Genomic DNA, 24003 nt, shown 5'->3' with positions numbered 1-24003 from the left:
GCTATTGTCAAGGTAAGTCTTGGCAATGACGACGGATCCAGTGCGCGCCTTCTCGGCGGCGACGGAGCTGCGGGAGTCCATGATGGCCGTCACGCGCCAACTGCGCCGGCACCGCCCCGACAACGGACTGACGCTGAGCCAGATGCAGTTGCTCGGTGAGATCAGCCGCGCCGGTGTCACCACCCCGGCCGAACTGGGCATCCGCCTGCACGTCAAGGTGCAGTCACTGACCGACTCGCTCAACGAACTCGAGAACCGGGGCCTGATCGACCGCAGGCCCGACGCCACCGACCGGCGCCGCCAGCTCGTCGAGATCACCGGCGACGGGACGACCCTGCTGGAAGCCGACCGCGCCGAACGCGACGCCTGGCTGCACCAGACCATGCGCGACAACCTCACCGAGCTCGAGTTCGACCTGCTGATGCTGGTGGCTCCCGTCCTGCGCAAACTCGCCAACGCCGACCCGGTGCGCTAGCGACGATTACACCGACGGGGTGCGGGGAGACGCGGCGAGCCGGGCACAATGGCGGGGTGACCTCGCCTTTGCCAACGGCTGTGCAGCAGTGGCTGTCCCACGACCCCGACCCGGGTTCGGCGGCCGAGCTGGCCGAGTGCGGCGAGGACGAGCTCGCCGACCGCTTCGCCGCGCCGCTCACCTTCGGCACGGCCGGCCTGCGCGGACCACTGCGGGCCGGACCCAACGGCATGAACCTCGCGGTGGTGTTGCGCGCGACCTGGGCGGTGGCCACGGTCCTGGCCGACCGGGGGCTCAGCGGTTCACCGGTGGTGATCGGTTATGACGCCCGGCACCGCTCGGCGGAGTTCGGCCGCGCCACAGCTGAAGTCTTTGCCGCCCAGGGCTTCCCGGTGACATTGATGTACACCGCGGTGCCCACCCCGGTGGTGGCGTTCGCCGTCCGGAACACCGGCGCGGCAGCCGGTGTGCAGATCACCGCATCGCACAATCCGCCGCAGGACAACGGCTACAAGGTGTACTTCCCGGGCGGGTTGCAGATCGTCTCACCCACCGACCGTGACATCGAGGACGCCATCGCGTCGGCTCCACCGGCCGACGAGATCCCCCGGGCCGGCGTCGACGCATCAGGGGCCGACCTGGTGCGCGCCTACCTGGAGCGGGCGGCCACCGTGCGGCGCACCAGCGGCCCGGTGCGCGTCGCGCTGACCCCGATGCACGGTGTCGGCGGCGAGTTCGCGCTCGACGCACTGGCATTGGCCGGATTCGACGATGTGCACATCGTCGAGCGCCAGTTCGCACCCGACCCCGACTTTCCCACGGTGGCGTTTCCCAACCCCGAGGAACCGGGCGCGTCCGACCTGCTGCTGCAACTGGCCGCCGAGACCGACGCCGACATCGCCGTGGCGCTGGACCCCGACGCCGACCGCTGCGCCATCGGGGTCCCGACACCGACGGGCTGGCGAATGCTCTCCGGCGACGAAACCGGTTGGCTGCTGGGTGATTATCTGCTGGCGCAGACCGAGGGCCCGGCAGTGGTGGCCAGCACCGTGGTGTCGTCGCGGATGCTGGCGGGCATCGCCGCCGAGCACGGTGCCCGCCACGTCGAGACGCTCACCGGCTTCAAGTGGCTGGCCCGCGCCGACGACGGCCTGGACGCACCGCTGGTGTACGCCTACGAGGAGGCGATCGGGCACTGCGTGGACCCCGAGGCCGTGCGCGACAAGGACGGGATCAGCGCCGCGGTGCTGGCCTGCGACCTCGTCGCCGCGCTGCGCGCCCGGGGGCGCACCGTGCTCGACGCGCTCGACGATCTGGCCCGCCGCCACGGGGTGCACTCCACCGTCGCGGTCACCCGCCGGGTCGACGCACCCCGCGACGCCGCCGCGCTGATGCAGCGGCTGCGCGGCACGCCACCGGCCAAGGTTGCCGGGATCGCGGTCAGCGTCACCGATCTCGCGCCGCGCACCGATGCACTGGTGTTCACCGGAGGCGACGCCTCGGTCTCGGTGCGGGTGGTGATCCGCCCCTCCGGAACCGAACCGAAACTCAAGTCCTACATCGAGATCCGCTGCGGCGGGGAGTTGGCGGCCGCCAGGGCGCGGGCCGCCGAAGTCCAGGACGCGGTGGCCCTGGCCGTAGGCGGCTGGGCCTGACGGCGCACGCGTGAGACACTGCACCCGGTGCGCGCCCTGACGCCAGAAGCTAACGCGGGCCGAACTGCCGGTCGCCGGCATCGCCCAAACCCGGGACGATGTAGGCGAAGTCGTTGAGACCCGAATCGATCGTCGCGGTGAACAGTCGCAGCTTGGGCGCGATCCGCTCGACCGCGGCGATGCCTTCGGGGGCCACGACGACGCAGATCGCGGTGACGTCGACGGCGTCGCGCGCGTAGAGCAGTTCCAGCGTGTGCGCCATCGAGCCACCCGTGGCCAGCATCGGGTCCAGCACGATCACCGGCTGCCGGCTCAGATCGTCGGGCAGCGACTCCAGGTACGGCGTGGGCTGGTGGGTGTCCTCGTTGCGCGCCACCCCGACGAACCCGACCCGGGCCTCCGGGATCAACTCGTGGGCCTGATCGACCATGCCGAGCCCGGCGCGCAGCACCGGAACCAGCAGCGGCGGGTTCGCCAGCCTGGTGCCCGCCGTCTCGCACAGCGGGGTGCGCACCGAGACGACGTCCACGGCAAGCTCGCGGGTGGCCTCGTAGACGAGCATCAGGGTGAGGTCGCGCAACGCCGCGCGGAAACCGGCGTTGTCGGTGCGCTCGTCGCGCAGCGTGGTCAGCCGCGCCGCGGCCAGCGGGTGGTCGACAACGCGCACATCCATGGATCCCGACCTTAACGGGAACCGACCGGTCCTTCCCGGCGTCCTATCCATATGCTCGCCCGACTGGCCGCCGACACCGCGTCGATCCGCGCATACGGCGCCGACTGCACCGCCCACGCCGCCGCCCTGGACGCCGCGACCACCCGCCTGTCCGCCGCCGCCGACGCGCCAACCGCCTTAGGGCCGGTGGGCGCCCGTTTCGTGGCAGCGCTGGCGCAGGCGGCTCGGGAGCAGGCGCGGGAACTGGGCCGACTCGGCGCGGCGATGGCCGCCGGCGGTGCCACGGCGTCGGACGCCGCACACGCCTACCTGATCGCCGAGGACGCCTCCGCGTCGCGGATCACCGGGGCCGGGTGATGCCCGGTCCGACGGTCGCCGCGCTCACGGCACCGCTGCGACGCGTGCAGCAACTGGTGGGTCCCGGACGATCCGCTGCCGAGGACCCAGCGGACGCGCTGGGTCGGGTCCGCGACATGCTCGACGACGTCGCGATGTCCGCCGGTCAGGCGTGGAGCCGGACCGAGCAGTCGTGGTGGGGTACCGGGGCCGATGCCGCGGCGGAGTTCGCGGCCTCGACGGCAGCAGCGATCGATGCCGCCGCCGAACGGACCGCGCACCTGGAGGTGGCCGCGTCGGACGCGGCGACCGCAGTGGCCGGGGCGCACCGCCGCCTGCAACTCATCGTCGACGAATTCGAATCCACGGCAAGCTCTTTGGAACCGAATCTGAATTCACCGGGGGTGGCGCGCACGCTGCTGGCCGAAGCCCGGGACGCGCTGAGCCGGGCGATCGCGGTGGTCGAGGAGCTGTCCGCCGAGTTGGACCGCCGCGCCGCGACGCTCGAGGCTGCCGGCGGGCCGACGTCTCCGGCGGAGGCTGCATTGTCGGCTGGGGCACCGTCCGGCTCCGGCGCCCCGGCGGGCGGAGTACCGTCCGGCTCCGGCGCCCCGGCGGGCGGAGTACCGTTCGGCGGCGCCCCGCTGGGCGGAGTACCGTTCGGCGGCGCCCCGATGGGCGCACCAGGATTCGGGTCCGGTGGTTTCGGCGAGCTGGCCGCCGCGTTCACCCACCCGGAGGGTGTCGAGACACCGGAGGCGGCGTCCTTCGGCGAGGGGGTGGCGGTGCGGCTGCCGGACGGCACCGTGGTGACGGCGCCGAACGCGGTCGCCGCCGGCGCGGTCCGGCACGCGCTGACCCAACTCGGCGTGCCCTACCAGTGGGGCGGGACCACGCCGGGCGTCGGGCTGGACTGCAGCGGCCTGACGCAGTGGGCCTACCGCGAGGCCGGGCTCGATATTCCGCGCCTGGCCCAGGAGCAGGACGTCGGTGGTGCGGTACCTGCGGGCGCGTTGGCACCGGGCGACCTGGCGGTGTGGGACGGCCACGTCGCGATGATCGTCGGGGGCGGCATGATGGTCGAGGCCGGCGACCCGGTGAAATTGTCACCGATCCGGACATCGAACCTCAATCAGGGGTTCCAAGGGTTCTGGCGCCCGACGGCGTGATTTGTCATGTCATCGCCTCGGCCCACTGCTTGTGTCCTTCGAATCCCAGAGATGTCGACATTGCGCGATAGCGATCCCGGTAGTCGCGGTAAGCAACGTCGTCGCCACGTGCCCTGCTCAGCATCGCGTCCAGTCGCAGCAGATGAAGCTGGTGGTAAACGAAACCAGTGTCGACCGGCGTCGCGGCAAGCCGTGCCACAGCGGCGTGCGCTTGGTCGACGTCTTCGTCGCGACCGCGATTGAGCAGCGCCTCAACAAGGACGCTGGTGCACCATCCGCGGTTGGTCATCTCTCCTGCCGCGACCTCGCGGTCAAGCACGACTTTGCACAGGTCGATCGCCCCGTCGTAGTCACCGGCGCGGTTCTTTTCCATTGCGAGTTCGATGTCGACGCACCACGCGGCGACGATGAGGTTCCGGTGATCCAGAGCTGCCTGACGAGCACGGTGCAGCAGGGTGAAACCCAGATCACGATCAGCGTTCGAGTGACGGACCAGGACTATTCCGCGAGTGAACTCGGCGTTGGTCAGGCCGAAGTCGTCGCCGATCTGTGCGGCGATCTCCAAGGCCTCGGCCGTATCCTGCAGGGCATCGTCATCGGACACCAGTGCGCCACTTTCGATGGCGATGTACTTGAACATGACGACAGCGCAGAACGTGAACTTGTCTACTCTGCGGGCGAGCGCGACTGCTTCGTCGAAGTCGACTCGCCATCCAGGCAGTCCCAGACAACACCGGGACGACGCGCGCAGAGCCAGCGCGAACGCCAGCGGCGACCCGAGGATCAGATTGCCCATCACGGGGTCACCTCCCGATGCGTCGATCACCCGCTGGCTCAGTCTCAGAGCTTCAGCAGCTTCACCGGTAGCCCACTTGATGATTACGGGTGTAATCGACAGGCCGACAGTCAAACGGGGATCAGCAATCGAATCAAGGAGTTGCACTTGGTGCGACGCCAGTTGTGATGCCTCCCGGTACTTCCCGTGGAACTGCATCAATGTGGCATGCCCGGTCATACCCATTACCGCGGAGGTCTTATCGCCTGCGGCAGAGGCTAATCGGTTCAGCTCGTCGAAACCGTCGTCGTCCAAACTTCCGCCGACCCGCCAGGCCGTCGCACACAACAGGGTTCTCGGCGCGATACGCATGGCCATGCGCCCGGGGTCGTCGACGGGTAACCTGTCGGCCACCTGACGTGCCCGCTCCCAACTGACCCGCGCACCGGCGATGTCGCGGTGCGTCAACCAGTTCCCGGCGCGCATGTGCCACCGATATGAGGCCTGAAGATCACCTGCCGACTCCAAGTGGTCGGCGATCAAGGCAGCCTTCTCGTCCGCCGACCCCGGATCTCGAGCTTCGATAGCGGCGGCCACGCGACGGTGCAACTCATTCCGCTCGGCCTTGAGCTGTGACTCATAGGCAACCGCGCGGATCATCGGGTGGTGGAAGACGCACTCTGGTCGACCGGTCCTCGCGACCACCTGATCGATCAGATGGGCCGACACCAGCGCGTCAACCGCTGGGTCGACACCCACGTCCGCCAACAGGTCGGCACCGAATCGCGCACCAATGACCGCCGCAGCGCACAGCGTCCGCTTGGCCATCGGATTCAGACGGTCGATGCGCGCCGCGATGGTGGCCTCCAGTGTCGCCGGTACGATGATCTCGGCAACATCTGCGGTCGACGCGTATTCGCCGGGTCTGCCACGCAATACGCCCCGCTCGGCCAGTTCGCGCACGATCTCTTCGGCGAAGTAGGGAGTGCCGGCAGCTCTCTCGTTGATCATCCGGCCGATCGGTTCGACTGTGGTGTCCGATCCGAGCAACTCGGCCATCAGCGCGGTGGATTCTTCATCGCTCAGCGGTTCGAGCCCTATGGTCTGCAAACCCGGTAGAAGTGCCAGTGCGCCTTCGTACTCAGGGCGGTAGGTAATCACCACCAGCGAGGGAGTCCGCGCGATCACCGCCAGGAACTCGAAGAACATCGACTCGCTGACCGAGTCGATCCAATGCGCGTCTTCCACGACGTAGACCGCCGGCCGACCCCGCGCCAACCACGCCGCGTTCACCAGAGCCGTCAACCGCCGACGCCGCGCGTCGGGATCAATCTGAGGAAGTTCGACATCCGGATCCGCTATTCCGAGCAAGTCATCGAGCAGCAGCATGTCATCCGAAGCTGCATCGGGATGCCTTCTGCGAACCCAATCGCGCGCAATCCGGGGGCTTAGGCCCTCCACTCCGTTGGTCACCCGCAGAAGTCGGCTCACAGCGTGGAAAGGGATCTGGCTGGTGTGCGATTCACAGAACGTGACGAACACCTCGAACCCGCGCGAAGCGGCGATGGCCGAAATCTCCCGCACCAGACGGCTTTTCCCGATCCCGGGCGGGCCCACCACGCTGACCACCGAGCCGTGACCGTCGATCGCGCGGTTCAACAAACCGTCGACCGCCCTCAGCTCGCACCCGCGGCCCACGAGGTTTGTCTCAGTGCGGCGAACCGGTCCGCGATGCTCAGCCATGCCGATGAGCCGATGAGCGGGAACCGGCTCGCGAGCCCCTTTGATGCGGACCAATTCACGCTCACCCAGAGCTGCAGTGCCCTCGACCAGGCGCGCAGTCGACGCACTCAGCATCACACCACCGGGCGACGCGACGGACTCCATCCGCTCAGCCATGCCCACCTGCTCTCCGATCGCGGTGTAGCCGAACGGTCTGGTCCCGATCTCGCCGGCGATCACCCTGCCTGAGTTCAACCCGACCCGCAGGCTCAGGTCGACACCGTCGCGGTTTCGCACATCGACTGCCAGCCGGTCAGCTTCTTCCTGAATGCCCAAAGCGGCCAGGCAGGCGCGGACCGCGTGGTCCTCCAGCGCGATCGGTGCCCCGAATACCGCCATGATTCCGTCACCGGTGAACTGATTCACCGTGCCGCCGCACTGCAGGACCACTGCCGAGCAGCGGTCGGCAAGCTCGGCCATAATCTCGCGCATTCGCTCCGGCCCAACTGTGGAGGCGATGTCCATCGAACGCACCACGTCGGCGAACAAGACCGTGACTTGCTTGTACTCCGCCGATGCTCGCGACGGTCGAACTGGCACGCCGCATTCGCTGCAATACTTGGCTGTCGCGCTCAATTGCGTGCCACACCGGCAGGTTACGTCCGCTGAGGTCAACGCACCGCTGCCGTCCCCGGCATCGTTCACGTCGATATCGTGTCACTGCTGCTCAGACGTGTCTGCCATATCGTGGTCGCAATCAGGGTTTCCAAGGGTTCTGGCGCCCGACGGGATGATGCACCGCGCATTCCAGTCGCAAGTCAAAAGTCGCGAATCAGTGGTGAGGTCCGGTGCGGACCCGCAACCACTTCGCGGCCAGATCGGTGATCCACGCCTCCGCGGCAATCGGGTCCGCGGGTGGACTCGCGACGAGCACCAGTTCGTCGATACCCGCGTCGGCCAGCCTGGCCGCATCACCGGGCACCGGATCCTGCAGCGCGACGGCCAGCCGCAACTCGGTCGGGTCGCGCCCCACCTCGCGGCACAGTTCCCGCAGCTTCGCCGCCCGGGACGCCGCTTCCTCGACATCGGCGAGGTTGAAGCCGTACCAGCCGTCGCCCCACCGGGCGACCCGGCGCAGCGCCGCGTCGGAGTTACCGCCCAGCACCACAGGGATCGACCGGCCGTGCGGCCGGGGGTTGCAGCGCACCCGGTCGAACGAGACGAATTCCCCGGAGAAGGACGCCACATCGTCGCGCCACAGGGTGCGCATCGCCGCGACATACTCGCTCAGTCGACGCGCCCGTCGCTCGAAGGGCACCCCGAGCGCGTCGTACTCCTCCCTGGACCAGCCGAGGCCCACGCCCAGCGACAGCCGGCCGCCGGTCATCCGGTCCAGCGACGCGGCCTGCTTGGCCGTGATGACCGGGTTGTGTTCGGGCAGCAGCAACACCCCGGTGGCCAACTCGATCCGGTTCGTCGCCGCCGCAGCGAAGCTCAGCGCGACCAGCGGATCGAGCCAGTCGGTGTCCGACGAGACGGCGATCTGGCCGTCCTCGCTGTACGGGTATTGCGAGGATGATTCGTCGACCATCACCACGTGCTCGCCCGCCCACAGCGTCGCGAATCCGGATCGCTCGGCCGTGGCGGCCACCGCGTCGATCACGGTGCGTTGTGCACCCGCGCCGATGCCGAGGCCGTGCAGACCGAATCTGATCACCTCGCGATCATCGCAGGCTTGACGAACACGCCGAGCGACGAACGGGTTGCGGTACGGCAACGGTGCGGCACAGCCTGACCACCCTCCCCGACGCACCCCGTGGACATCCCCTCAGCCCCGACAGGCCAGGTGGTTAGGCTGTGCCGCATGGCTGCTGACATCGTGCCGATCGGGCTGAAGCTGACCAAGGGCGACGTGTACACCCTGTGGGCGCCGCGCTGGCGCGCCGACGGCGACGAATGGGAAGCCTTCCTCGGCAAGGACGAGGACCTCTACGTGCTCGAATCGGTCGCCGACCTGGCCGCCTTCGTGCGCACCGACACCGACAACGACCTGGTGGACCATCCGGCCTGGCAGAAGCTGACCGAGGCCAACGCCCACCGGCTCGCCCCGACCGAGGACAACACCCACGACCTGGTCGTGCTCGAGGAACTGCTCTCGCAGAAGCCGACCGAGGACAGCGTGCGGGCGCTGCACGGCGCGCTGGCCGTGGTGTCGTCGATGGGCTCGGTGTGCGAACTGCCCGCGGTCACCAAATTCTTCAACGGCCACCCGATGCTCGGGACCGTCGGTGGCGGGGTCGAGGCGTTCTCCGGCCGCGCCGGGCGCAAACGGTGGGCCGAGATCGAGAAGATCATCGCCAAGGGCTGGGACAACGTGATCGAGGCGCTGGACGCGATCATCACCATTCCCGAGGTCGACCGCGCTGTCGCGGAGAAAGCCCAGGCCGAACTCGACGAGGCGGCCCCCGAAATCGTCGACGACCTGGTCATCGACGACATCGTGGACACCGAGGAGGAGGTCGACGAGCTCACCGCCGCCGCCGAGACCAGGGTGCTCGGCAGCGACAAGGACTTCTGGGCGCGGGTCGGGATCGACCCGGTGCGGATGATGACCAGCAGCGGGACGTTCTACACGCTGCGCTGCTACCTCAACGACCAGCCCATCTTCCTGGGTCGCAACGGCCGCATCAGCGTGTTCGGCTCCGAGCGCGCACTGGCGCGCTACCTGGCCGACGAGCACGACCACGACTTGTCAGACCTGGCCACCTACGACGACATCCGCACCGCGGCCACCGACGGCTCGCTCAATGTCGAGGTCACCGACGACAACATCTACGTGCTCACCGGCATCGTCGACGATCTCGCCGAGGGGCCCGACGCGCTCGACCGCGACCAGCTGGCGCTCGCCGTCGAACTGTTGCGCGACATCGGTGACTACGCCGAGGAGGCGAGTGTGGAAGCCAAGCTCGCGCCCGACACCGCGCTGGGCCGGGTGATCGGCCACGTACTGGACCCGAAATCCGTGGCTCGCCCGAACGCGCCGTTCGCCGACGCGGTCGCCCAGTGGGAATCGCTGGAGTCCTTCGTGGAGTCCCGCCTGCGCCAGGAGTGAATCCGGCGCCCTTCGGTGTGGTGCGTCAACCGTCGACGGCGGACGACACGCGATACGTGACAGCACACGACGCACGCGCCGGCGCGGCTTGGGCCGACGGCGGCGAACGCGGGTGAATGTCTGATGAACGCCTGGATATTTTCTGCTCCGTCAACGGCCTTCGGCGCCGGTTTGCGATAATACTGTTCTCACGCATCGCAGAAGTGTGGCTAGCCGAGTCTGGCCACTTCACGAGGGTGAGTGGCGTTGATGAAACCATCCCGCATGGGGGCTCTTGTCTTTGCTGCAGGTCTGGGATGGGCGACCATCACAGGAGCAGGGACGGCCACCGCCGATTCGCCCGACACCGATTCGGTGTCCCGGCAATCGTCGTCGGAGTCCTCCGAGACGTCGCCTGACGCCTCCCCCGGTGACTCCGCGCGGCCGTCGACCCCGACGCGGTCCACCGAGTCGGCCGATGCGTCCGCGGCCGAGGACCCCGAACCCGGTGACGATGCACCCGACGACGCGGATCTCGCCGAGGACGGCGGGGACGAACTCTCCGGGGGCGAACTCGCCGAGGACGAACTCGCCGAGGACGAACTCTCCGAGGACGACGGGGACGAGCTCTCTGAGGATGGTGCCGCGCCTGACATCCCCGACTCCCCCCTCGAGGACGGATCGGATGCTGAGCGCTCGGAGATCGCCGACGGTCACCTGCAGACTTCGCAGTCTGGCAGCGCAGTCTGGAATGCCAGGCCGGCCGCGCAGCTGACGACGAATCGAGAGCAGGAGCAGGAGTCCGCAACTGCCGAAGCCGGCGCGGTCGCCGGAGACGATGCCGAACCGCAACGCCTGGCGGCCGAGATGTCGGCCGACGTGCCGCCTGAAGCGTCCGTGACAAGCGTCAGCGTCATCAACAGGTCTGCCCCCGAGACGCAGCCGGTGAAGGTTCAGCGACCCGTGGCCGCAAGGCCGGCCGCAAAGTTCTGGTCCGCGCTGGGCTCCATCGTCTCCGATGTGCTCGGTGTGGTGCAGAGCCTGGCGGCGTTTCCCGGCGGTAAGGGATCGGGCGAGCCGACACTGGCGTGGGTGGTGGCGGCGTTCGTGCGACGCGAGGTCGGCAGGATCCTGTTCAACTCGGATCCCACCGCCGCACCGGTGCAGATCGTCCAAACCGGCGACGGACTCATCCGCGGCGCAGTCAACGCGTTTGACGTCGACGGAGACCGACTGACCTACCGGCTCGTCTCTGCCCCGAGGTATGGCACCGTCGTCGTCGACGCCGACGGCTGGTACACCTACACCCCCGGCGCCGGGTTGACCGCGGCGGGTGGTGTCGACACCTTCACCGTCGAGGTCTCCGACGACGGGTTCCGCCTTCCCTTCCTGGGAACCACCGGCAAGGCCGAGGTACCGGTCAGCGTGACCCTCACCGCCCCCAACGGGCCTACTGTTGCAGTCGGGAACGGTCCGGTCCGGATGGCGCTCAGCCCGGACGGCAGCCGCGCGTACGTCCTGGTGGCTGATCAGACCGTGTCGGTGATCGACACCGCCATCGGTTCCGCAACCAGGGGCACCGTCACCGGCACGATTGACGTCGGCGCGGCCCACTATGTCGAAGACGACAGCGGAACACCCGTCGCGTTCATCCAGGACAGCAGTGAGTTCTCGGCAATCGCGTTCAGCCCCAACGGAAAACGCCTCTATGTCGTCAATTCCACCGCCGGGACGGCCACGGTGATCGACACCGACCTGGCCAGCCCGGGACTCCATTCCGTGCTCGACACCTTCGGGGTGGGCGCCGGCCCGACGGCGATTGCGCTCAGCCCGGACGGCTCGGTGGGTTACGTCGTCAACGGCACAGACGGCAACGTGTGGGTCATCGACACCGCCACGAACCGCAAGATCGGCGTGATCGACGTCGGTCGCCGCCCCTCGGCGGCAGCGGTGAGCCCCGACGGAAGCACGCTGTATGTCACCAACTTCGCCGACGACAGTGTCTCGGTGATCGACACCAGCACCGGCACGGTGACCGCGACACTGGCCGTGGGCGGCCGCCCCACCGATGTCGTGGTCAGCGCCGACGGTCGTCGCGTCTACACCGCGAACTTCCAGAGCAACAGCGTGTCGGTGATCGACCCCACCACCGGCACGGTGACCGACATCCTGGTCGGCGGGTCGCCGTCGGCCCTGGCACTCAGCCCCGACGGGAACCATCTCTACGTCACCGAGTCCTACGCCAACCGGGTAGCGGTGATCGACCTCGCCGCGCGTGCGGTGGTGACCCGCATCGCGGTCGGCGACGGCCCCGAGGATCTGGCGCTCAGCGCCGACGGCAAGCGCGCGTTCGTCAGCAATCTGTACGACGGCACCCTGTCCGAGCTCGCCCTGGACCCGTTGCCGGTCGCGGCTCCGGCCACCCAACTACTGGGCTCCACCAAGGGCTTCCACGTCTACAACGTCGGCGGCGAGCAGTTGACGTTGACCTTGCGCGGAGGCATCTACGAGAACGGCGGCCCAGGGTTGGGAACGGTCGTCGCTCCAGGCACCTACCTCGACTTCGAGGTCGTCAAGTATTTCTTCGACGACAACTTGGCCTATGCCTACTTCTCGCTGCCAGATGGCCAACAGCCGTACTACGCCCGGATGTTCGTCTTCGGACTGTTCTACAGCCCGGAGACCGGTTGCGGCGCAGCGTCTCCCCGTCAGTGCCAGACGAACGGCGACCGCCTCGAGATCTACCTCCTCGATGCCCCGGGTACCGTGATCAAGCTCGACGGACCGTCCGGGCAGCAACAGGCGCAGATTCTCAACCAGCTGTGCTACGCAGGCTCGCTGGCCACCTGTGACTTCGATAGTTCCCGAGGTGAGCTCTACTACAACGATCCGGTGCCCGCACCAGGATCGCTGATCAACGACACGAGCGTCGAACAACGGCGCGAGATCACGGTCAGCCGCGAGATCACGAACACGATCAGCTGGAAACTCACCTTCAAGGCGGAAACGGGCGAGGCCGTGAAGAGGATCGTCAACCTCTCCTTCCAGGTCGAGTTCGGACATCAGTGGAGTGAGAAGAGGACCTTCACCGACAGAACCACGGTGATCGTGCCGCCGCACACCGCGGTGCGGGTGTACTCGTCGGATCCCGTCGATCGCCTCTACGGCCGGTTCGTGCTGACGATGTACAACACCACCTGGGATCTGACCAACGTCTACTTCGACAGCGCCGACAAGGTCGAGTCCGGGATACTCACCTACAAAGAGACGCCGATCACCACCCCGGCGGTCAGCTGATCGGCAGGGGCTGCGCGCGAGGGGTGGCCCTTCTCACCCCGCCAACACGGCTCACCCCACCAACACCGCATAGCGGGGTTTGATCACCTCGTCGATGATCGCCAGCCGCTCGTCGAACGCGATGAACGCCGACTTCATCGCGTTGATGGTGAAGCGCTCCAGATCGCTCCACCCGTAGCCGAACGCCTCCACCAACCGCAGCATCTCCATGCTCATGGTGGTGTCGCTCATCAGCCGGTTGTCGGTGTTGACCGTCACCCGGAACCGCAGCCGCGCCAGCAGATCGAACGGATGCTCGGCGATGCTGGCGACGGCCCCGGTCTGCACGTTCGAGCTGGGACACATCTCGAACGGAATCCGCTTGTCCCGCAACAGCGCCGCCAGCCTGCCCAGCTTCGGGCCGCCCTCGGCGTCGAATTCGATGTCGTCGACGATACGCACCCCGTGCCCGAGCCGGTCGGCCCCGCAGAACGCGATCGCCTCGTGGATCGACGGCAGACCGAACGCCTCGCCGGCGTGAATGGTGAAGCGGGCATTGTTGCTTCGCATGTACTCGAACGCGTCGAGATGCCGACTGGGCGGATAGCCGGCCTCGGCGCCGGCGATGTCGAACCCGACCACACCCTTGTCCCGGAACCGGATCGCCAGCTCGGCGATCTCGCGCGAACGCGCCGCATGCCGCATCGCGGTCACCAGGCAGCGCACCGTGATCGCTCGGCCGTCGGCGGCCGCGGACTTCTCCCCGTCGGCGAAACCGGCCAGCACCGCGTCGACCACCGCGTCCAGGGACAGTCCGCCGTCGATGTGCAGTTCGGGCGCGAACCGGACCTCGGCGTAGACGACGTTGTCGGCGGCGAGATCCTCGACGCACTCGCGGGCCACGCGGTGCAGCGCGTCCGCGGTCTGCATGACGCCGACGGTGTGGGCGAACGGCTCCAGATAGCGCACCAGCGACCCACTGTGGGCCGCGGTGCGGAAGAAGGTCGCCAGACTGTCCACGTCACCGGCGGGCAGCTCGCCGTAGCCGTACTGCTCGGCGAGCTCGAGCACCGTCGAGGGCCGCAGTCCGCCGTCGAGGTGGTCGTGCAGCAGCGCCTTGGGCGCGCGGCGGATGTTGTCGAGTGTCAACGGTGTCTTCACGAGAACCTCCTCACATACTGATCCGGTCGATGATGAGCGGGCGCCGGGCCGGCGCGGTGTCGCCGACGCTCCACGCGCCGTCAAGCTCGGCCGCCGCACCCGCCAGCCGTTCCGGGGTATCGGTGTACAGGGTGAACAGCGGCTCGCCCGCGGCGACGGGTTCGCCCGGTCTTCGGTGGATGCGCATCCCGGCGCCGTACTGCACCTGCTCGCCGGGGATCGAGCGGCCCGCTCCGAGCCGCCACACCGCCAGTCCCACCGCCATCGCGTCGATGTCCCCCATCGTGCCACCGCGCGGCGCACTGACGGTCTCCGAATGCGCACCCCGGGGCAGCGCGTCCGGCGACAGACAACTGACGTCGCCGCCCTGCGCGGCGACCAGGTCCCGGAACCGGTCCATCGCCGTGCCGTCCCGCAGCGTCTGCTCCGGATCCACCCCGTCGAGGCCCGCAGCGTCGCACATCTCCCGGGCCAGGGCCAGCGTCAGCTCCACCACGTCGGCGGGACCGCCGCCGGCGAGCACCTCCAGCGACTCGACGACCTCGATGGCGTTGCCGACGGTGCATCCCAATGGGGCGTTCATATCGGTGAGCAACGCTCGGGTCAGCACCCCGTGCTCGGTACCGAGTTCGACCATGGTGCGGGCCAGCTCCCGCGATTCGGCCTCGGTGTCCAGGAACGCCCCCGAGCCCACCTTGGAATCGAGCACCAGCGCCCGGGTGCCTTCGGCGATCTTCTTGCTCATCACCGAACTGGCGATCAGCGGCAGCGACTCGGTGGTGGCGGTGACGTCGCGCAGCGCGTAGATCTTGCGATCGGCCGGGGCGAGCTCGCCGGCGGCGAAGATCGCCGCGCCGATCGCGCAGAGCTGTTGGCGGATCTGGGCTTTGGAGATCTCGGCGGTGAATCCGGGAATGGACTCCAATTTGTCCAACGTGCCGCCGGTGTGCCCCAGGCCGCGCCCGGCCGCCTGCGGCACCGCGCCGCCACAGGCCATCACGACGGGCACCAGCGGGATGGTGATCTTGTCGCCGACGCCGCCGGTCGAATGCTTGTCGACCAACGCCAGCGGCTTTCCGGGGGCGTCGGAGCGGCGCAGATCGGTGAAGTCGAGCCGCTCCCCCGAGGCGATCATCGCCGCCGTCCAGCGGGCGATCTCGGCGTTGGTCATGCCGCGCAGGTAGATCGCCATCAGCAGTGCCGACATCTGCGCGTCGGCGACCCGGCCGTGGGTGTAGCCGTCGATCACCCAGTCGATCGCCGCGTCGGAGAGGATGCCGCCGTCGCGCTTGGTCCGGATGATCGACGGAGCATCGAGAGGCGACATCGGACGCGGAGCATCGAGAGGCGACATCGGACGCGGAGCATCGAGAGGCGAGGCACCTGGGGAGTCGGAGGCGCGATCGGTCACGGTGTCTCCTCGACCGGTACTCGACCCCGCGCCAGATCCTCCGGTCCGAACGCATCCGGCAGCAGCTCGCTCAGCGGCCGTGGCCCCAGCGGGTGATCGATCAGCAGTCCCGGCCCACCGTGCTCCAGCAGCAGCTGCCGGCACCGCCCGCACGGCATCAGAACCTCCCCGTCGGGGCCGACACACGACAGTGCGACCAGCCGTCCGCCACCCCCGGAATGTAGGGCGCAGACCACTGCGCACTCGGCACAGAGACCTAGACCATATGAGACATTTTCCACATTGCATCCGGCCACCATGCGGTGATCGTCGACCAGCGCGGCCGCTCCCACCCGGAACCGCGAGTACGGCGCGTAGGCATGCTTGGAGACGTCGATTGCCTTGCGGCGCAACATTTTCCAATCGATATCCATAGTCATGTCATGACATCCGAGTTGATTCTGAATGCATTCCGAACACTCCGTCCCGTGACCCGAAGTCCCAGATAGGGCACCCTAACTTCTACCCTTGAACCAGGGCATACGGCCTCACGCTAGTTCGTTCAACACTACGTAGGGGATTAGAGTCGCCCCGAGGTTTGGGGCTCCGTTTTCAGGACCGAGCTTCGGACGTCCACCGATGGCGTTGGAGGGCACATGAGTACCGCGGCAGCAGCCGACACCGACACACCGGCACCGCGATCACAACCGACGCGACGCCGGACTTTCTACCGCGGTGATCCGGGCATGTGGTCCTGGCTATTGCACCGCATCTCGGGCGCGACCATCTTCTTCTTCCTGTTCGTCCACGTGCTCGACACCGCCCTGGTGCGGGTCAGTCCGCAGGCCTACAACGAGATCATCGAGACCTACAAGACCCCGATCGTGGGTCTGATGGAGATCGGTCTGGTCGCCGCGGTGCTCTACCACGCGCTCAACGGCATCCGGATCATCCTGATCGACTTCTGGTCGGAGGGTCCGCGCCACCAGCGCACGATGCTGTGGGTGGTCGCCGGAGTCTTCATCGCGGTGATGATCGCCTCGCTCGGCGTGATCGGGATGCACATGGCGGAGAGGTTCTTGTGATTACAGGAAAGAAGATGGCCGAGAACCCCTACGACCACATCAGCGACCGCGGCGGACCGGCTCCGGTCATGCAGCGCAGCTTCGACCGGCCCGCCGGTCTGGACAACCCGCGCGCCCCGCGGCGCGCCGGCGGGATGCCCAACTTCGAGAAGTACGCCTGGTTGTTCATGAGGTTCTCCGGTGTCGTCCTGGTGTTCCTGGCGCTGGGCCACCTGTTCATCATGCTGATGTGGGAGAACGGTGTGTACCGCATCGACTTCAACTACGTCGCGCAGCGCTGGGCCTCCCCGTTCTGGCAGACCTGGGACCTGCTGCTGCTGTGGCTGGCCCAGCTGCACGGCGGCAACGGCATGCGCACGATCATCGCCGACTACAGCCGCAAGGACTCCACGAAATTCTGGCTGAACGCATTGCTGGCACTGTCGATGGCGTTCACGCTGGTGCTGGGCACCTACGTGCTGCTGACGTTCGACGCGACGATTTCCTGACTGGAGAGCTGCAATGATTGTTGAACACCGTTACGACGTCGTCATCGTCGGCGCCGGTGGGGCAGGCATGCGGGCGGCCGTGGAGGCCGGGCCCCGGGCCCGCACCGCGGTGCTGACCAAGCTCTACCCGACGCGCTCGCACACCGGCGCCGCCCAGGGCGGTATGTGTGCCGCGCTGGCCAACGTCGAAGAAGACAACTGGGAGTGGCACACCTTCGACACCGTCAAGGGCGGCGACTACCTCGCCGACCAGGACGCCGTCGAGATCATGGCCAAGGAGGCCATCGACGCGGTGCTCGATCTGGAGAAGATGGGGATGCCGTTCAACCGCACCCCCGAGGGCAGGATCGACCAGCGCCGCTTCGGCGGCCACACCCGTGACCACGGCAAGGCCCCGGTACGCCGCGCCTGTTACGCCGCCGACCGCACCGGTCACATGATCCTGCAGACGCTCTACCAGAACTGCGTCAAGCACGACGTCGAGTTCTTCAACGAGTTCTACGCCCTCGACATCACACTGACCGAGACCGCGTCGGGCCCGGTGGCCACCGGCGTCGTCGCCTACGAGTTGGCGACCGGCGACATCCACGTCTTCCACGCCAAGGCGATCGTGTTCGCCACCGGCGGGTCGGGCCGGATGTACAAGACCACCTCCAACGCCCACACCCTGACCGGCGACGGGCTGGGCATCATCTTCCGCAAGGGACTTCCGCTGGAGGACATGGAGTTCCACCAGTTCCACCCGACGGGTCTGGCCGGGCTCGGGATCCTCATCTCCGAAGCCGTGCGCGGCGAGGGCGGCCGGCTGCTCAACGGTGAGGGTGAGCGCTTCATGGAGCGCTACGCGCCGACGATCGTCGACCTCGCGCCGCGTGACATCGTCGCGCGCTCGATGGTGCTGGAAGTCCTCGAAGGCCGTGGCGCCGGACCGAACAAGGACTACGTCTACATCGACGTGCGCCACCTCGGCGAGGACGTGCTGGAAGCCAAGCTGCCCGACATCACCGAGTTCGCCCGCACCTATCTGGGCGTGGATCCGGTCAAGGAGCTGGTGCCCGTCTACCCGACCTGCCACTACGTGATGGGCGGCATTCCGACCACCGTCAACGGTCAGGTGCTCTCGGACAACACCACCGTCATCCCGGGCCTGTACGCCGCCGGCGAATGCGCGTGCGTGTCGGTGCACGGCGCCAACCGGCTGGGCACCAACTCGCTGCTGGACATCAACGTCTTCGGCCGCCGCGCCGGTATCGCCGCGGCGAATTACGCACTGGGACATGACTTCGTGGAGCTGCCGGAGAACCCCGCCGATATGGTGGTCGGCTGGGTCGGCGACATCCTCTCCGAGCACGGCAACGAGCGTGTCGCCGACATCCGCGGTGCGCTGCAGCAGTCGATGGACAACAACGCCGCGGTGTTCCGCACCGAGGAGACACTCAAGCAGGCGCTGACCGACATCCACGCGCTCAAGGAGCGCTACTCGCGAATCACGGTGCAGGACAAGGGCAAGCGCTACAACAGCGATCTACTCGAGGCGATCGAACTGGGCTTCCTGCTGGAGCTCGCCGAAGTCACCGTGGTCGGCGCGCTCAACCGCAAGGAATCGCGCGGCGGGCATGCCCGTGAGGACTATCCCAACCGCGACGACACCAATTACATGCGCCACACGATGGCCTACAAGCAGGGTAATGACCTGCTGTCCGAAATCCGTTTGGACTACAAGCCCGTGGTCCAGACGCGGTACGAACCGATGGAGCGGAAGTACTAGTGATGACGGCTGACGAGCGCTTGCGCGAGGAACCGAACAGCACTGACGAGCGCTTGCGCGAGGAGACGAGATGACCTCCGTTCTGGAGAAGCCCGACACCGGCGATTCCGAACTGCCGCCCGTGCCCGAGGGCGCGGTGATGGTGACGCTGAAGATCTCCCGGTTCAACCCGGAGTCCCCCGACGACGCCGGCTGGCAGAGCTTCCGCGTGCCGTGCCTACCCAGCGACCGGCTGCTGAACCTGCTGCACTACGTGAAGTGGTACCTGGACGGCACTCTGACGTTCCGCCGGTCCTGCGCGCACGGGGTGTGCGGGTCGGACGCGATGCGCATCAACGGCGTGAACCGGTTGGCGTGCAAGGTGCTGATGCGCGACATGCTGCCCAAGAATCCGAAGAAACAGTTGACCATCACGATCGAGCCGATCCGCGGACTACCGGTGGAGAAGGACCTCGTCGTGGACATGGAGCCGTTCTTCGACGCCTACAAGGCGATCAAGCCGTACCTGATCACGTCGGGCAATCAGCCCACCCGCGAACGGATTCAGAGCCAGACCGACCGCGCACGCTACGACGACACCACCAAGTGCATCCTGTGCGCATGCTGCACGACGAGCTGTCCGGTGTACTGGAGCGAGGGGTCCTACTTCGGACCGGCCGCGATCGTCAATGCACACCGGTTCATCTTCGACAGCCGTGACGAGGGTGCCGCCGAACGGCTCGACATCCTCAACGACGTCGATGGGGTGTGGCGCTGCCGTACCACGTTCAACTGCACCGAAGCCTGCCCGCGCGGCATCGAGGTGACCAAGGCGATCCAGGAGGTCAAACGCGCGCTGATGTTCGCGCGCTGAACGCTGCCACCGGCGTGCCGCACAATGTGTCGCACGGCGCGCCGGTTCCGTCAAGAGTCGGCCGTCTCCTCGGCCTCGGAGGGGCTTTCCGCGCTGTCGCCGTCCCCGTCGTCGCTCGCGCTGTCGCCGTCCCCGTCGTCGCTTGTGCCGGTCTCGTCCGGCGCCGCGGATCCCATGTCCTCACCGGCGCGCATCGCCACCTGCTCGTCGTAGTACCGCAGGATCACTGCGACCGCCGCGGCCACCGGCACCGCGAGGAACGCACCGATCACCCCGAACGTGGTGGCGCCCAAGGTCACCGCCAACAACACGAGCACCGCGTGCAGCTTCATCGACTTCGACTGCAGCCACGGCTGTAGCACGTTGCCTTCCAGTTGCTGCACAGCCACGATGATGCCCAGCACGATCAGCGCGTTCACCGGGCCGTTGGCGACCAGTGCCACCAGCACCGCCAGACCGCCGGCCACGAAGGCGCCGACGATCGGCACGAATCCGCCGATGAACGTGATGATGGCCAGTGCGTAGGCCAGCGGCACGCCCATGATGACCAAACCGATGCCGATCAGCACCGCGTCGACCAGGCTGACCACCGCCTGAGTCCGGATGAACCCGCTGATGGTGGCCCATACGCGCTCCAGGATTGCGGCCGCATGCGGGGCCGCGGGCATCCCCACGGCGCGGCGCAACCACGGGATGAAGCCGGGCCCGTCCTTGAGCAGAAAGAACGTCACCACCACCGCGGTGAAGAAGGTGACCAGCGCCGAGGTGGCGGCCCCGACGCCGGTGAACAGTCCCGCGGCGATCTGCGCGCTGCTGGAGTTCAGGGTGTCGTTGATCGCTTCGACCGCCGAATTCAATTGCGCTTCACTGATGTTGAGCGGCGGCCCGTCCAGCCAGTCCCGCACCTGCACCACACCCGCGGTGGCCTGCTCGGCGAGCTCGGCGGCCTGATCGACGATCGCGGGCGCGACGGCGGCGATCAGGCCGGCCACCACGGCCAGGCCCATGACCATGACCAACAGCGCTGCGGCCGCCGGGGGCACCTTCTTGCGGCGCAGCCAGCGCACCGGCGGCCACAGCACCGTGCACACGAGCAGCGCCAGCGCCACCGGCAGGATGATCACCCAGGTCTTGCCGACCACCCACGACAGCACCCACAGCGCCGCGGAGACCGCGACCAGTTGCACCGCCGCGGTTGCCGCCGACCGAAGGTGGGCTTTGAACACCGAGCCGCGACCGGCGACCTGCGCCGTCTTATCGTCCACCCGCCTTTTCTACCCAATGCTGATGAACATGAACTGTTCGAGCGGGCCGCCGCGTCCAGCCGGTCCCCCGGTGACTAGAGGCGGCGCGACAGGAAGTCCCGGATCAGGGCTGTGACCTCTGCCAATGCGCTCTCCAGCAGAAAGTGACCGCCGTCGAGCAGATGGATCTCGGCGTCGGCCGCATCCTCGGCGAAGGCGCGCGCCCCGTCGGGACCGAAGAACGGGTCTTTGTCCCCCCACACCGCGAGCAGGGGAACACCGCTGGCGCGCAGGTAGTCGTGCAGCGCCGGATACAGCTTGGGGTTGGTCGCGTAATCGAGGAACAGCTTGAGCTGGATCGCGTCGTTGCCCGGCCGGGACAGCAGGGCGAAATCATGATGCCAGGTGTCCGGACTGACCACGCTCTCGTCGGGCACCCCGGTGAGGTACTGGGATCTGGTGGCCTCGAAGGTCAGGATCTGGCTGAGCGCGGCCGCGGTCTGCGGCGTCTGCTCACGCTGGTAGTCCCACGCGGGCGCCCAGCCCTCAGCGACGAATCCGGCGTCGTAGCCGTTGCCGTTCTGCGTGATGATCGCGGTGATCGACTGCGGATCGCGCAGCGCCAGCCGCCAACCGATCGGTGCGCCGTAGTCCTGGACGTAGATCGCGTGCCGCGTGCTGCCGAGCTGTGCCAGCAGTCCGGCGACCAGCGCGGCGAGTGCATCGAAGGTGTAGTCGAACTCGTCGACCGACGGCGCGTCCGAGTAGCCGAAGCCGAGGAAGTCCGGCGCGATCACCCGGTACCGGTCGGCGAGTTGGGGAATGAGGTTGCGGAACATGAACGAGCTGGTCGGGAAGCCGTGCAGCAACACGATCACCGGGGCGCCGGGGTCACCCGCCTCGCGGTAGAAGATGCGGTGACCGTCCACGGTCGCGAAACGATGATGGACCACAGACATGAATAACTCCTTTAAATAGTTTTACCGGTTAGGTACAGTGAACCCGAGGGTGTGTAACCTGTCAAGTGAACTTTGGGGGTTAGCAATGGCGATGGACGGCTATGCGATGGAGATCTACGCGACGCACGCGGACGACGAAACGTTCCTGCTCGACCTGCTCAACACCACCCCGGTGGTCGACGGTGTGCCGACCGACGCGCTCGCCGACCTGCGCGCCGCGACGCCGTGGCTGGCCCGCCACGGCGTGCCCGCGACGGACCGTGAATGGGGGCGGCTGACCGAAGCCCGCGCGGCGCTGCAGGCGGTGATTCGCGGCGAGGCGGCGGCCACCACCCTGCAGCGGTTTGTCGACCAGACCCGCCTGCTCCCGACCGCCACCGAATCCGGACTGCGATGGCGCCTCGACCACGGCGACGCCTCCGGCGCGGCTCGGGCGGTCATCGCGTGGGACGGACTGCGCATCACCAGTCCGGGACGACTACGACCGTGCGCCAACACCGAATGCCGGCTGTTCCTGATCGACCGCAGCAAGCCCAACACCGCCCGCTGGTGTTCGATGGCGATCTGCGGCAACCGGATGAAGGCCCGCCGCCACTATCGACGCACGCGCGCCGAGTGAGCCCGACACCGTCGGGCCGCACGCGGATCCTTGCGCCTGGCTAACCGGGGATCGAGTTCTCCACGATGTCCGCAGCGCGGCGCACCCCGCCGGTGGCCGCGAAGCCGGCGGCCACCTCGGCCGCACCGGCCGACCGCGTCAGCGCGGAGTTCACCGCGGCCCGCAGTCGCGGCGCGCTGAGCCGGCGCGCAGGTAATCGGACCCCGCAGCGCGCCACCTCGATGCGGCGAGCCACCTCGAACTGGTCGCGACCGAAAGGCACTGCGCACACCGGGATTCCACGGTCCAAAGCCTTCTGAGTGATGCCCATACCGCCGTGGGTCACCACGCACACCGCCCGGTCCAGGACCAACGAATGCGGAACGAAGCGGGCCAGGGTGACGCCGGGCCGATGGCACAGTTCCCCGTCCTCGTCGGCGGGCAGGCTCGCCACCACATGGACGTCATCACCGGCGAACGCCCGCACCGCCGCCGACACCAGAGCCCGGTCGGCCTGCCCGACCGAGGAGGTCGTCACCAAGACGATGGGTCGGTCGATGTCGTCCAGCCACGCCGGTGGCTGCGCCGGAGGATCGAAGATCGCCGGCCCGATCAACTCCACCGAGTCGCCCCACCGGGTGTCCGGGTACTCGAAGGGCTTACCGGTGGCCACCAGCAGCCGGGGCGCCCGGCGTAGTAGCTGATCGGCCGAACGCACCTCGGGCAACCCCAATGCGGCCCGCACCGGCCGAACACCGGCCCGGAACGGCCGGTCGAAGACCATGCCGGTCACCATGCCGACGCCCCAGTTGCTGACCGCGCCGATCGGACCGCGGAGGGGTCGGGCACCCGCCCCGAACGGCGGCAATCCCGGCGAGCGCAAATACGGGATGAACGGCGAGAACACCAGCCACGGCCGGGACTGCGCCTCGGCGGCCGACAGGGCGCCCCAACAGTTCGCGTCCACCAGGATCACATCGGGATCCACCGCACCGACGGCGTCGGTGAAGTCGTCGACCTCCCACACCGCGCGCTCGGTCAGTACCCGCACGGTCTCCGCCGCGGATCTGAGCACCCCACGCGTGGTGTGCGCACTCTGCAACTGCTCGATGCGGGCGTCCACAGGAGCAGCTTTGAAACCCTGACCGAGGCACAGGTCCACCCCCGCGGCCAGCGTGCGCACATGGATCTCGTGTCCGCGAGCGGCCATCTCGTTGAGCAGGGCGCAGAACGGGTACAGGTGACCGATCGCCGGCGCGGTGTAGGCCAGGACTACCGCCACCGT

20 protein-coding genes are annotated in these 24003 nt (G+C 67.8%); 11 read left to right on the top strand and 9 right to left on the bottom strand.

Annotated elements, in window-relative coordinates:
- The first annotated feature begins 25 nt into the window (after positions 1-25).
- Entirely contained in the window at positions 26-475 is a 450-nt protein-coding gene (locus ACNUDN_RS07125) for a MarR family winged helix-turn-helix transcriptional regulator (RefSeq protein ID WP_419121295.1), read from the top strand.
- A 56-nt stretch (positions 476-531) separates the two neighbouring features.
- Positions 532-2130, top strand: coding sequence for a phospho-sugar mutase (locus ACNUDN_RS07120; RefSeq protein WP_419121294.1), 1599 nt, complete (start codon positions 532-534; stop codon positions 2128-2130).
- Between the two features lie 49 nt (positions 2131-2179).
- On the opposite strand, the gene upp is transcribed toward ACNUDN_RS07120, so the two are convergent.
- On the bottom strand, positions 2180-2803 hold the full coding sequence (upp, locus tag ACNUDN_RS07115) for a uracil phosphoribosyltransferase (RefSeq protein WP_419121293.1): 624 nt from the start codon (positions 2801-2803) through the stop codon (positions 2180-2182).
- Positions 2804-2854: 51 nt separating this feature from the next.
- Between upp and ACNUDN_RS07110 the strand changes: the two genes are divergently transcribed.
- Together ACNUDN_RS07110 and ACNUDN_RS07105 are read left to right on the top strand one after the other, a co-directional pair.
- Entirely contained in the window at positions 2855-3160 is a 306-nt protein-coding gene (locus tag ACNUDN_RS07110; protein WP_419121292.1) for an ESX-1 secretion-associated protein, read from the top strand.
- Complete coding sequence (locus ACNUDN_RS07105) at positions 3160-4308, top strand: C40 family peptidase (protein WP_419121291.1); 1149 nt, start codon at positions 3160-3162, stop codon at positions 4306-4308. The genes ACNUDN_RS07110 and ACNUDN_RS07105 overlap by 1 nt, the downstream gene beginning before the upstream one ends.
- Before the next feature lie 4 nt (positions 4309-4312).
- Here ACNUDN_RS07105 and ACNUDN_RS07100 read toward each other — a convergent pair whose 3' ends face one another.
- Both ACNUDN_RS07100 and ACNUDN_RS07095 read right to left on the bottom strand, forming a co-directional pair.
- On the bottom strand, positions 4313-7405 hold the full coding sequence (locus ACNUDN_RS07100) for an ATP-binding protein (RefSeq protein ID WP_419121290.1): 3093 nt from the start codon (positions 7403-7405) through the stop codon (positions 4313-4315).
- 232 nt (positions 7406-7637) lie between these two features.
- Positions 7638-8519, bottom strand: coding sequence for an LLM class F420-dependent oxidoreductase (locus ACNUDN_RS07095; protein WP_419125049.1), 882 nt, complete (start codon positions 8517-8519; stop codon positions 7638-7640).
- 150 nt (positions 8520-8669) lie between these two features.
- Between ACNUDN_RS07095 and satS the strand changes: the two genes are divergently transcribed.
- Positions 8670-9917 (top strand): protein export chaperone SatS, encoded by a 1248-nt coding sequence (gene satS / locus ACNUDN_RS07090; RefSeq protein WP_419121289.1) that lies wholly within the window; start codon positions 8670-8672, stop codon positions 9915-9917.
- 249 nt (positions 9918-10166) lie between these two features.
- Complete coding sequence (locus ACNUDN_RS07085) at positions 10167-13193, top strand: beta-propeller fold lactonase family protein (protein ID WP_431959594.1); 3027 nt, start codon at positions 10167-10169, stop codon at positions 13191-13193.
- Positions 13194-13244: 51 nt separating this feature from the next.
- Here ACNUDN_RS07085 and ACNUDN_RS07080 read toward each other — a convergent pair whose 3' ends face one another.
- From ACNUDN_RS07080 to ACNUDN_RS07070, 3 genes are all read right to left on the bottom strand, one after another.
- Positions 13245-14333 carry an adenosine deaminase gene (locus ACNUDN_RS07080; protein ID WP_419121285.1) on the bottom strand — a complete coding sequence of 363 codons (1089 nt, stop codon included), beginning with the start codon at positions 14331-14333 and terminating at the stop codon, positions 13245-13247.
- 10 nt (positions 14334-14343) lie between these two features.
- Complete coding sequence (locus ACNUDN_RS07075) at positions 14344-15660, bottom strand: thymidine phosphorylase (RefSeq protein ID WP_419121284.1); 1317 nt, start codon at positions 15658-15660, stop codon at positions 14344-14346.
- 80 nt (positions 15661-15740) lie between these two features.
- Entirely contained in the window at positions 15741-16163 is a 423-nt protein-coding gene (locus tag ACNUDN_RS07070; RefSeq protein WP_498450147.1) for a cytidine deaminase, read from the bottom strand.
- A 216-nt stretch (positions 16164-16379) separates the two neighbouring features.
- Between ACNUDN_RS07070 and sdhC the strand changes: the two genes are divergently transcribed.
- From sdhC to ACNUDN_RS07050, 4 genes are all read left to right on the top strand, one after another.
- Complete coding sequence (gene sdhC / locus ACNUDN_RS07065) at positions 16380-16808, top strand: succinate dehydrogenase, cytochrome b556 subunit (protein ID WP_419121283.1); 429 nt, start codon at positions 16380-16382, stop codon at positions 16806-16808.
- 14 nt (positions 16809-16822) lie between these two features.
- Complete coding sequence (locus ACNUDN_RS07060; RefSeq protein ID WP_419121282.1) at positions 16823-17296, top strand: succinate dehydrogenase hydrophobic membrane anchor subunit; 474 nt, start codon at positions 16823-16825, stop codon at positions 17294-17296.
- Positions 17297-17309: 13 nt separating this feature from the next.
- Positions 17310-19064, top strand: coding sequence for a succinate dehydrogenase flavoprotein subunit (sdhA, locus tag ACNUDN_RS07055; protein ID WP_419121281.1), 1755 nt, complete (start codon positions 17310-17312; stop codon positions 19062-19064).
- A gap of 70 nt (positions 19065-19134) precedes the next feature.
- Positions 19135-19917: a succinate dehydrogenase iron-sulfur subunit gene (locus ACNUDN_RS07050; protein ID WP_419121280.1), complete on the top strand. Its 783-nt coding sequence runs from the start codon at positions 19135-19137 to the stop codon at positions 19915-19917.
- Between the two features lie 50 nt (positions 19918-19967).
- On the opposite strand, the gene ACNUDN_RS07045 is transcribed toward ACNUDN_RS07050, so the two are convergent.
- Entirely contained in the window at positions 19968-21182 is a 1215-nt protein-coding gene (locus tag ACNUDN_RS07045; RefSeq protein ID WP_419121279.1) for an AI-2E family transporter, read from the bottom strand.
- Between the two features lie 74 nt (positions 21183-21256).
- The gene (locus ACNUDN_RS07040; protein ID WP_419121278.1) at positions 21257-22120 is read right to left on the bottom strand and encodes an alpha/beta fold hydrolase; all 864 of its coding nucleotides are present in this window, start codon (positions 22118-22120) and stop codon (positions 21257-21259) included.
- A 106-nt stretch (positions 22121-22226) separates the two neighbouring features.
- On the opposite strand from ACNUDN_RS07040, the gene ACNUDN_RS07035 reads away from it, so the two are divergent.
- Positions 22227-22739, top strand: a complete 513-nt coding sequence (locus ACNUDN_RS07035) for a CGNR zinc finger domain-containing protein (RefSeq protein ID WP_419125047.1) — start codon at positions 22227-22229, stop codon at positions 22737-22739.
- A gap of 40 nt (positions 22740-22779) precedes the next feature.
- On the opposite strand, the gene ACNUDN_RS07030 is transcribed toward ACNUDN_RS07035, so the two are convergent.
- Complete coding sequence (locus tag ACNUDN_RS07030) at positions 22780-24000, bottom strand: glycosyltransferase (protein WP_419121277.1); 1221 nt, start codon at positions 23998-24000, stop codon at positions 22780-22782.
- Between the last annotated feature and the right edge of the window lie 3 nt (positions 24001-24003).

The organism is Mycobacterium sp. smrl_JER01 (assembly GCF_048513595.2).
Taxonomy (GTDB): domain Bacteria; phylum Actinomycetota; class Actinomycetes; order Mycobacteriales; family Mycobacteriaceae; genus Mycobacterium.
The sequence above is the reverse complement of the archived record's forward strand: the minus strand, read 5'-3'. Positions and strand labels throughout refer to the sequence as shown.

Coding starts and splice junctions, on each gene's coding strand:
- ACNUDN_RS07125 (WP_419121295.1), top strand. CDS start 26: ATGACGACGGATCCAGTGCGCGCCTTCTCGGCGGCGACGGAGCTGCGG.
- upp (WP_419121293.1), bottom strand. CDS start 2,803: ATGGATGTGCGCGTTGTCGACCACCCGCTGGCCGCGGCGCGGCTGACC.
- ACNUDN_RS07110 (WP_419121292.1), top strand. CDS start 2,855: ATGCTCGCCCGACTGGCCGCCGACACCGCGTCGATCCGCGCATACGGC.
- ACNUDN_RS07105 (WP_419121291.1), top strand. CDS start 3,160: ATGCCCGGTCCGACGGTCGCCGCGCTCACGGCACCGCTGCGACGCGTG.
- satS (WP_419121289.1), top strand. CDS start 8,670: ATGGCTGCTGACATCGTGCCGATCGGGCTGAAGCTGACCAAGGGCGAC.
- ACNUDN_RS07085 (WP_431959594.1), top strand. CDS start 10,167: ATGAAACCATCCCGCATGGGGGCTCTTGTCTTTGCTGCAGGTCTGGGA.
- ACNUDN_RS07075 (WP_419121284.1), bottom strand. CDS start 15,660: ATGTCGCCTCTCGATGCTCCGTCGATCATCCGGACCAAGCGCGACGGC.
- ACNUDN_RS07070 (WP_498450147.1), bottom strand. CDS start 16,163: ATGACTATGGATATCGATTGGAAAATGTTGCGCCGCAAGGCAATCGAC.
- sdhC (WP_419121283.1), top strand. CDS start 16,380: ATGAGTACCGCGGCAGCAGCCGACACCGACACACCGGCACCGCGATCA.
- ACNUDN_RS07060 (WP_419121282.1), top strand. CDS start 16,823: ATGGCCGAGAACCCCTACGACCACATCAGCGACCGCGGCGGACCGGCT.
- sdhA (WP_419121281.1), top strand. CDS start 17,310: ATGATTGTTGAACACCGTTACGACGTCGTCATCGTCGGCGCCGGTGGG.
- ACNUDN_RS07050 (WP_419121280.1), top strand. CDS start 19,135: ATGACCTCCGTTCTGGAGAAGCCCGACACCGGCGATTCCGAACTGCCG.
- ACNUDN_RS07040 (WP_419121278.1), bottom strand. CDS start 22,120: ATGTCTGTGGTCCATCATCGTTTCGCGACCGTGGACGGTCACCGCATC.
- ACNUDN_RS07035 (WP_419125047.1), top strand. CDS start 22,227: ATGGAGATCTACGCGACGCACGCGGACGACGAAACGTTCCTGCTCGAC.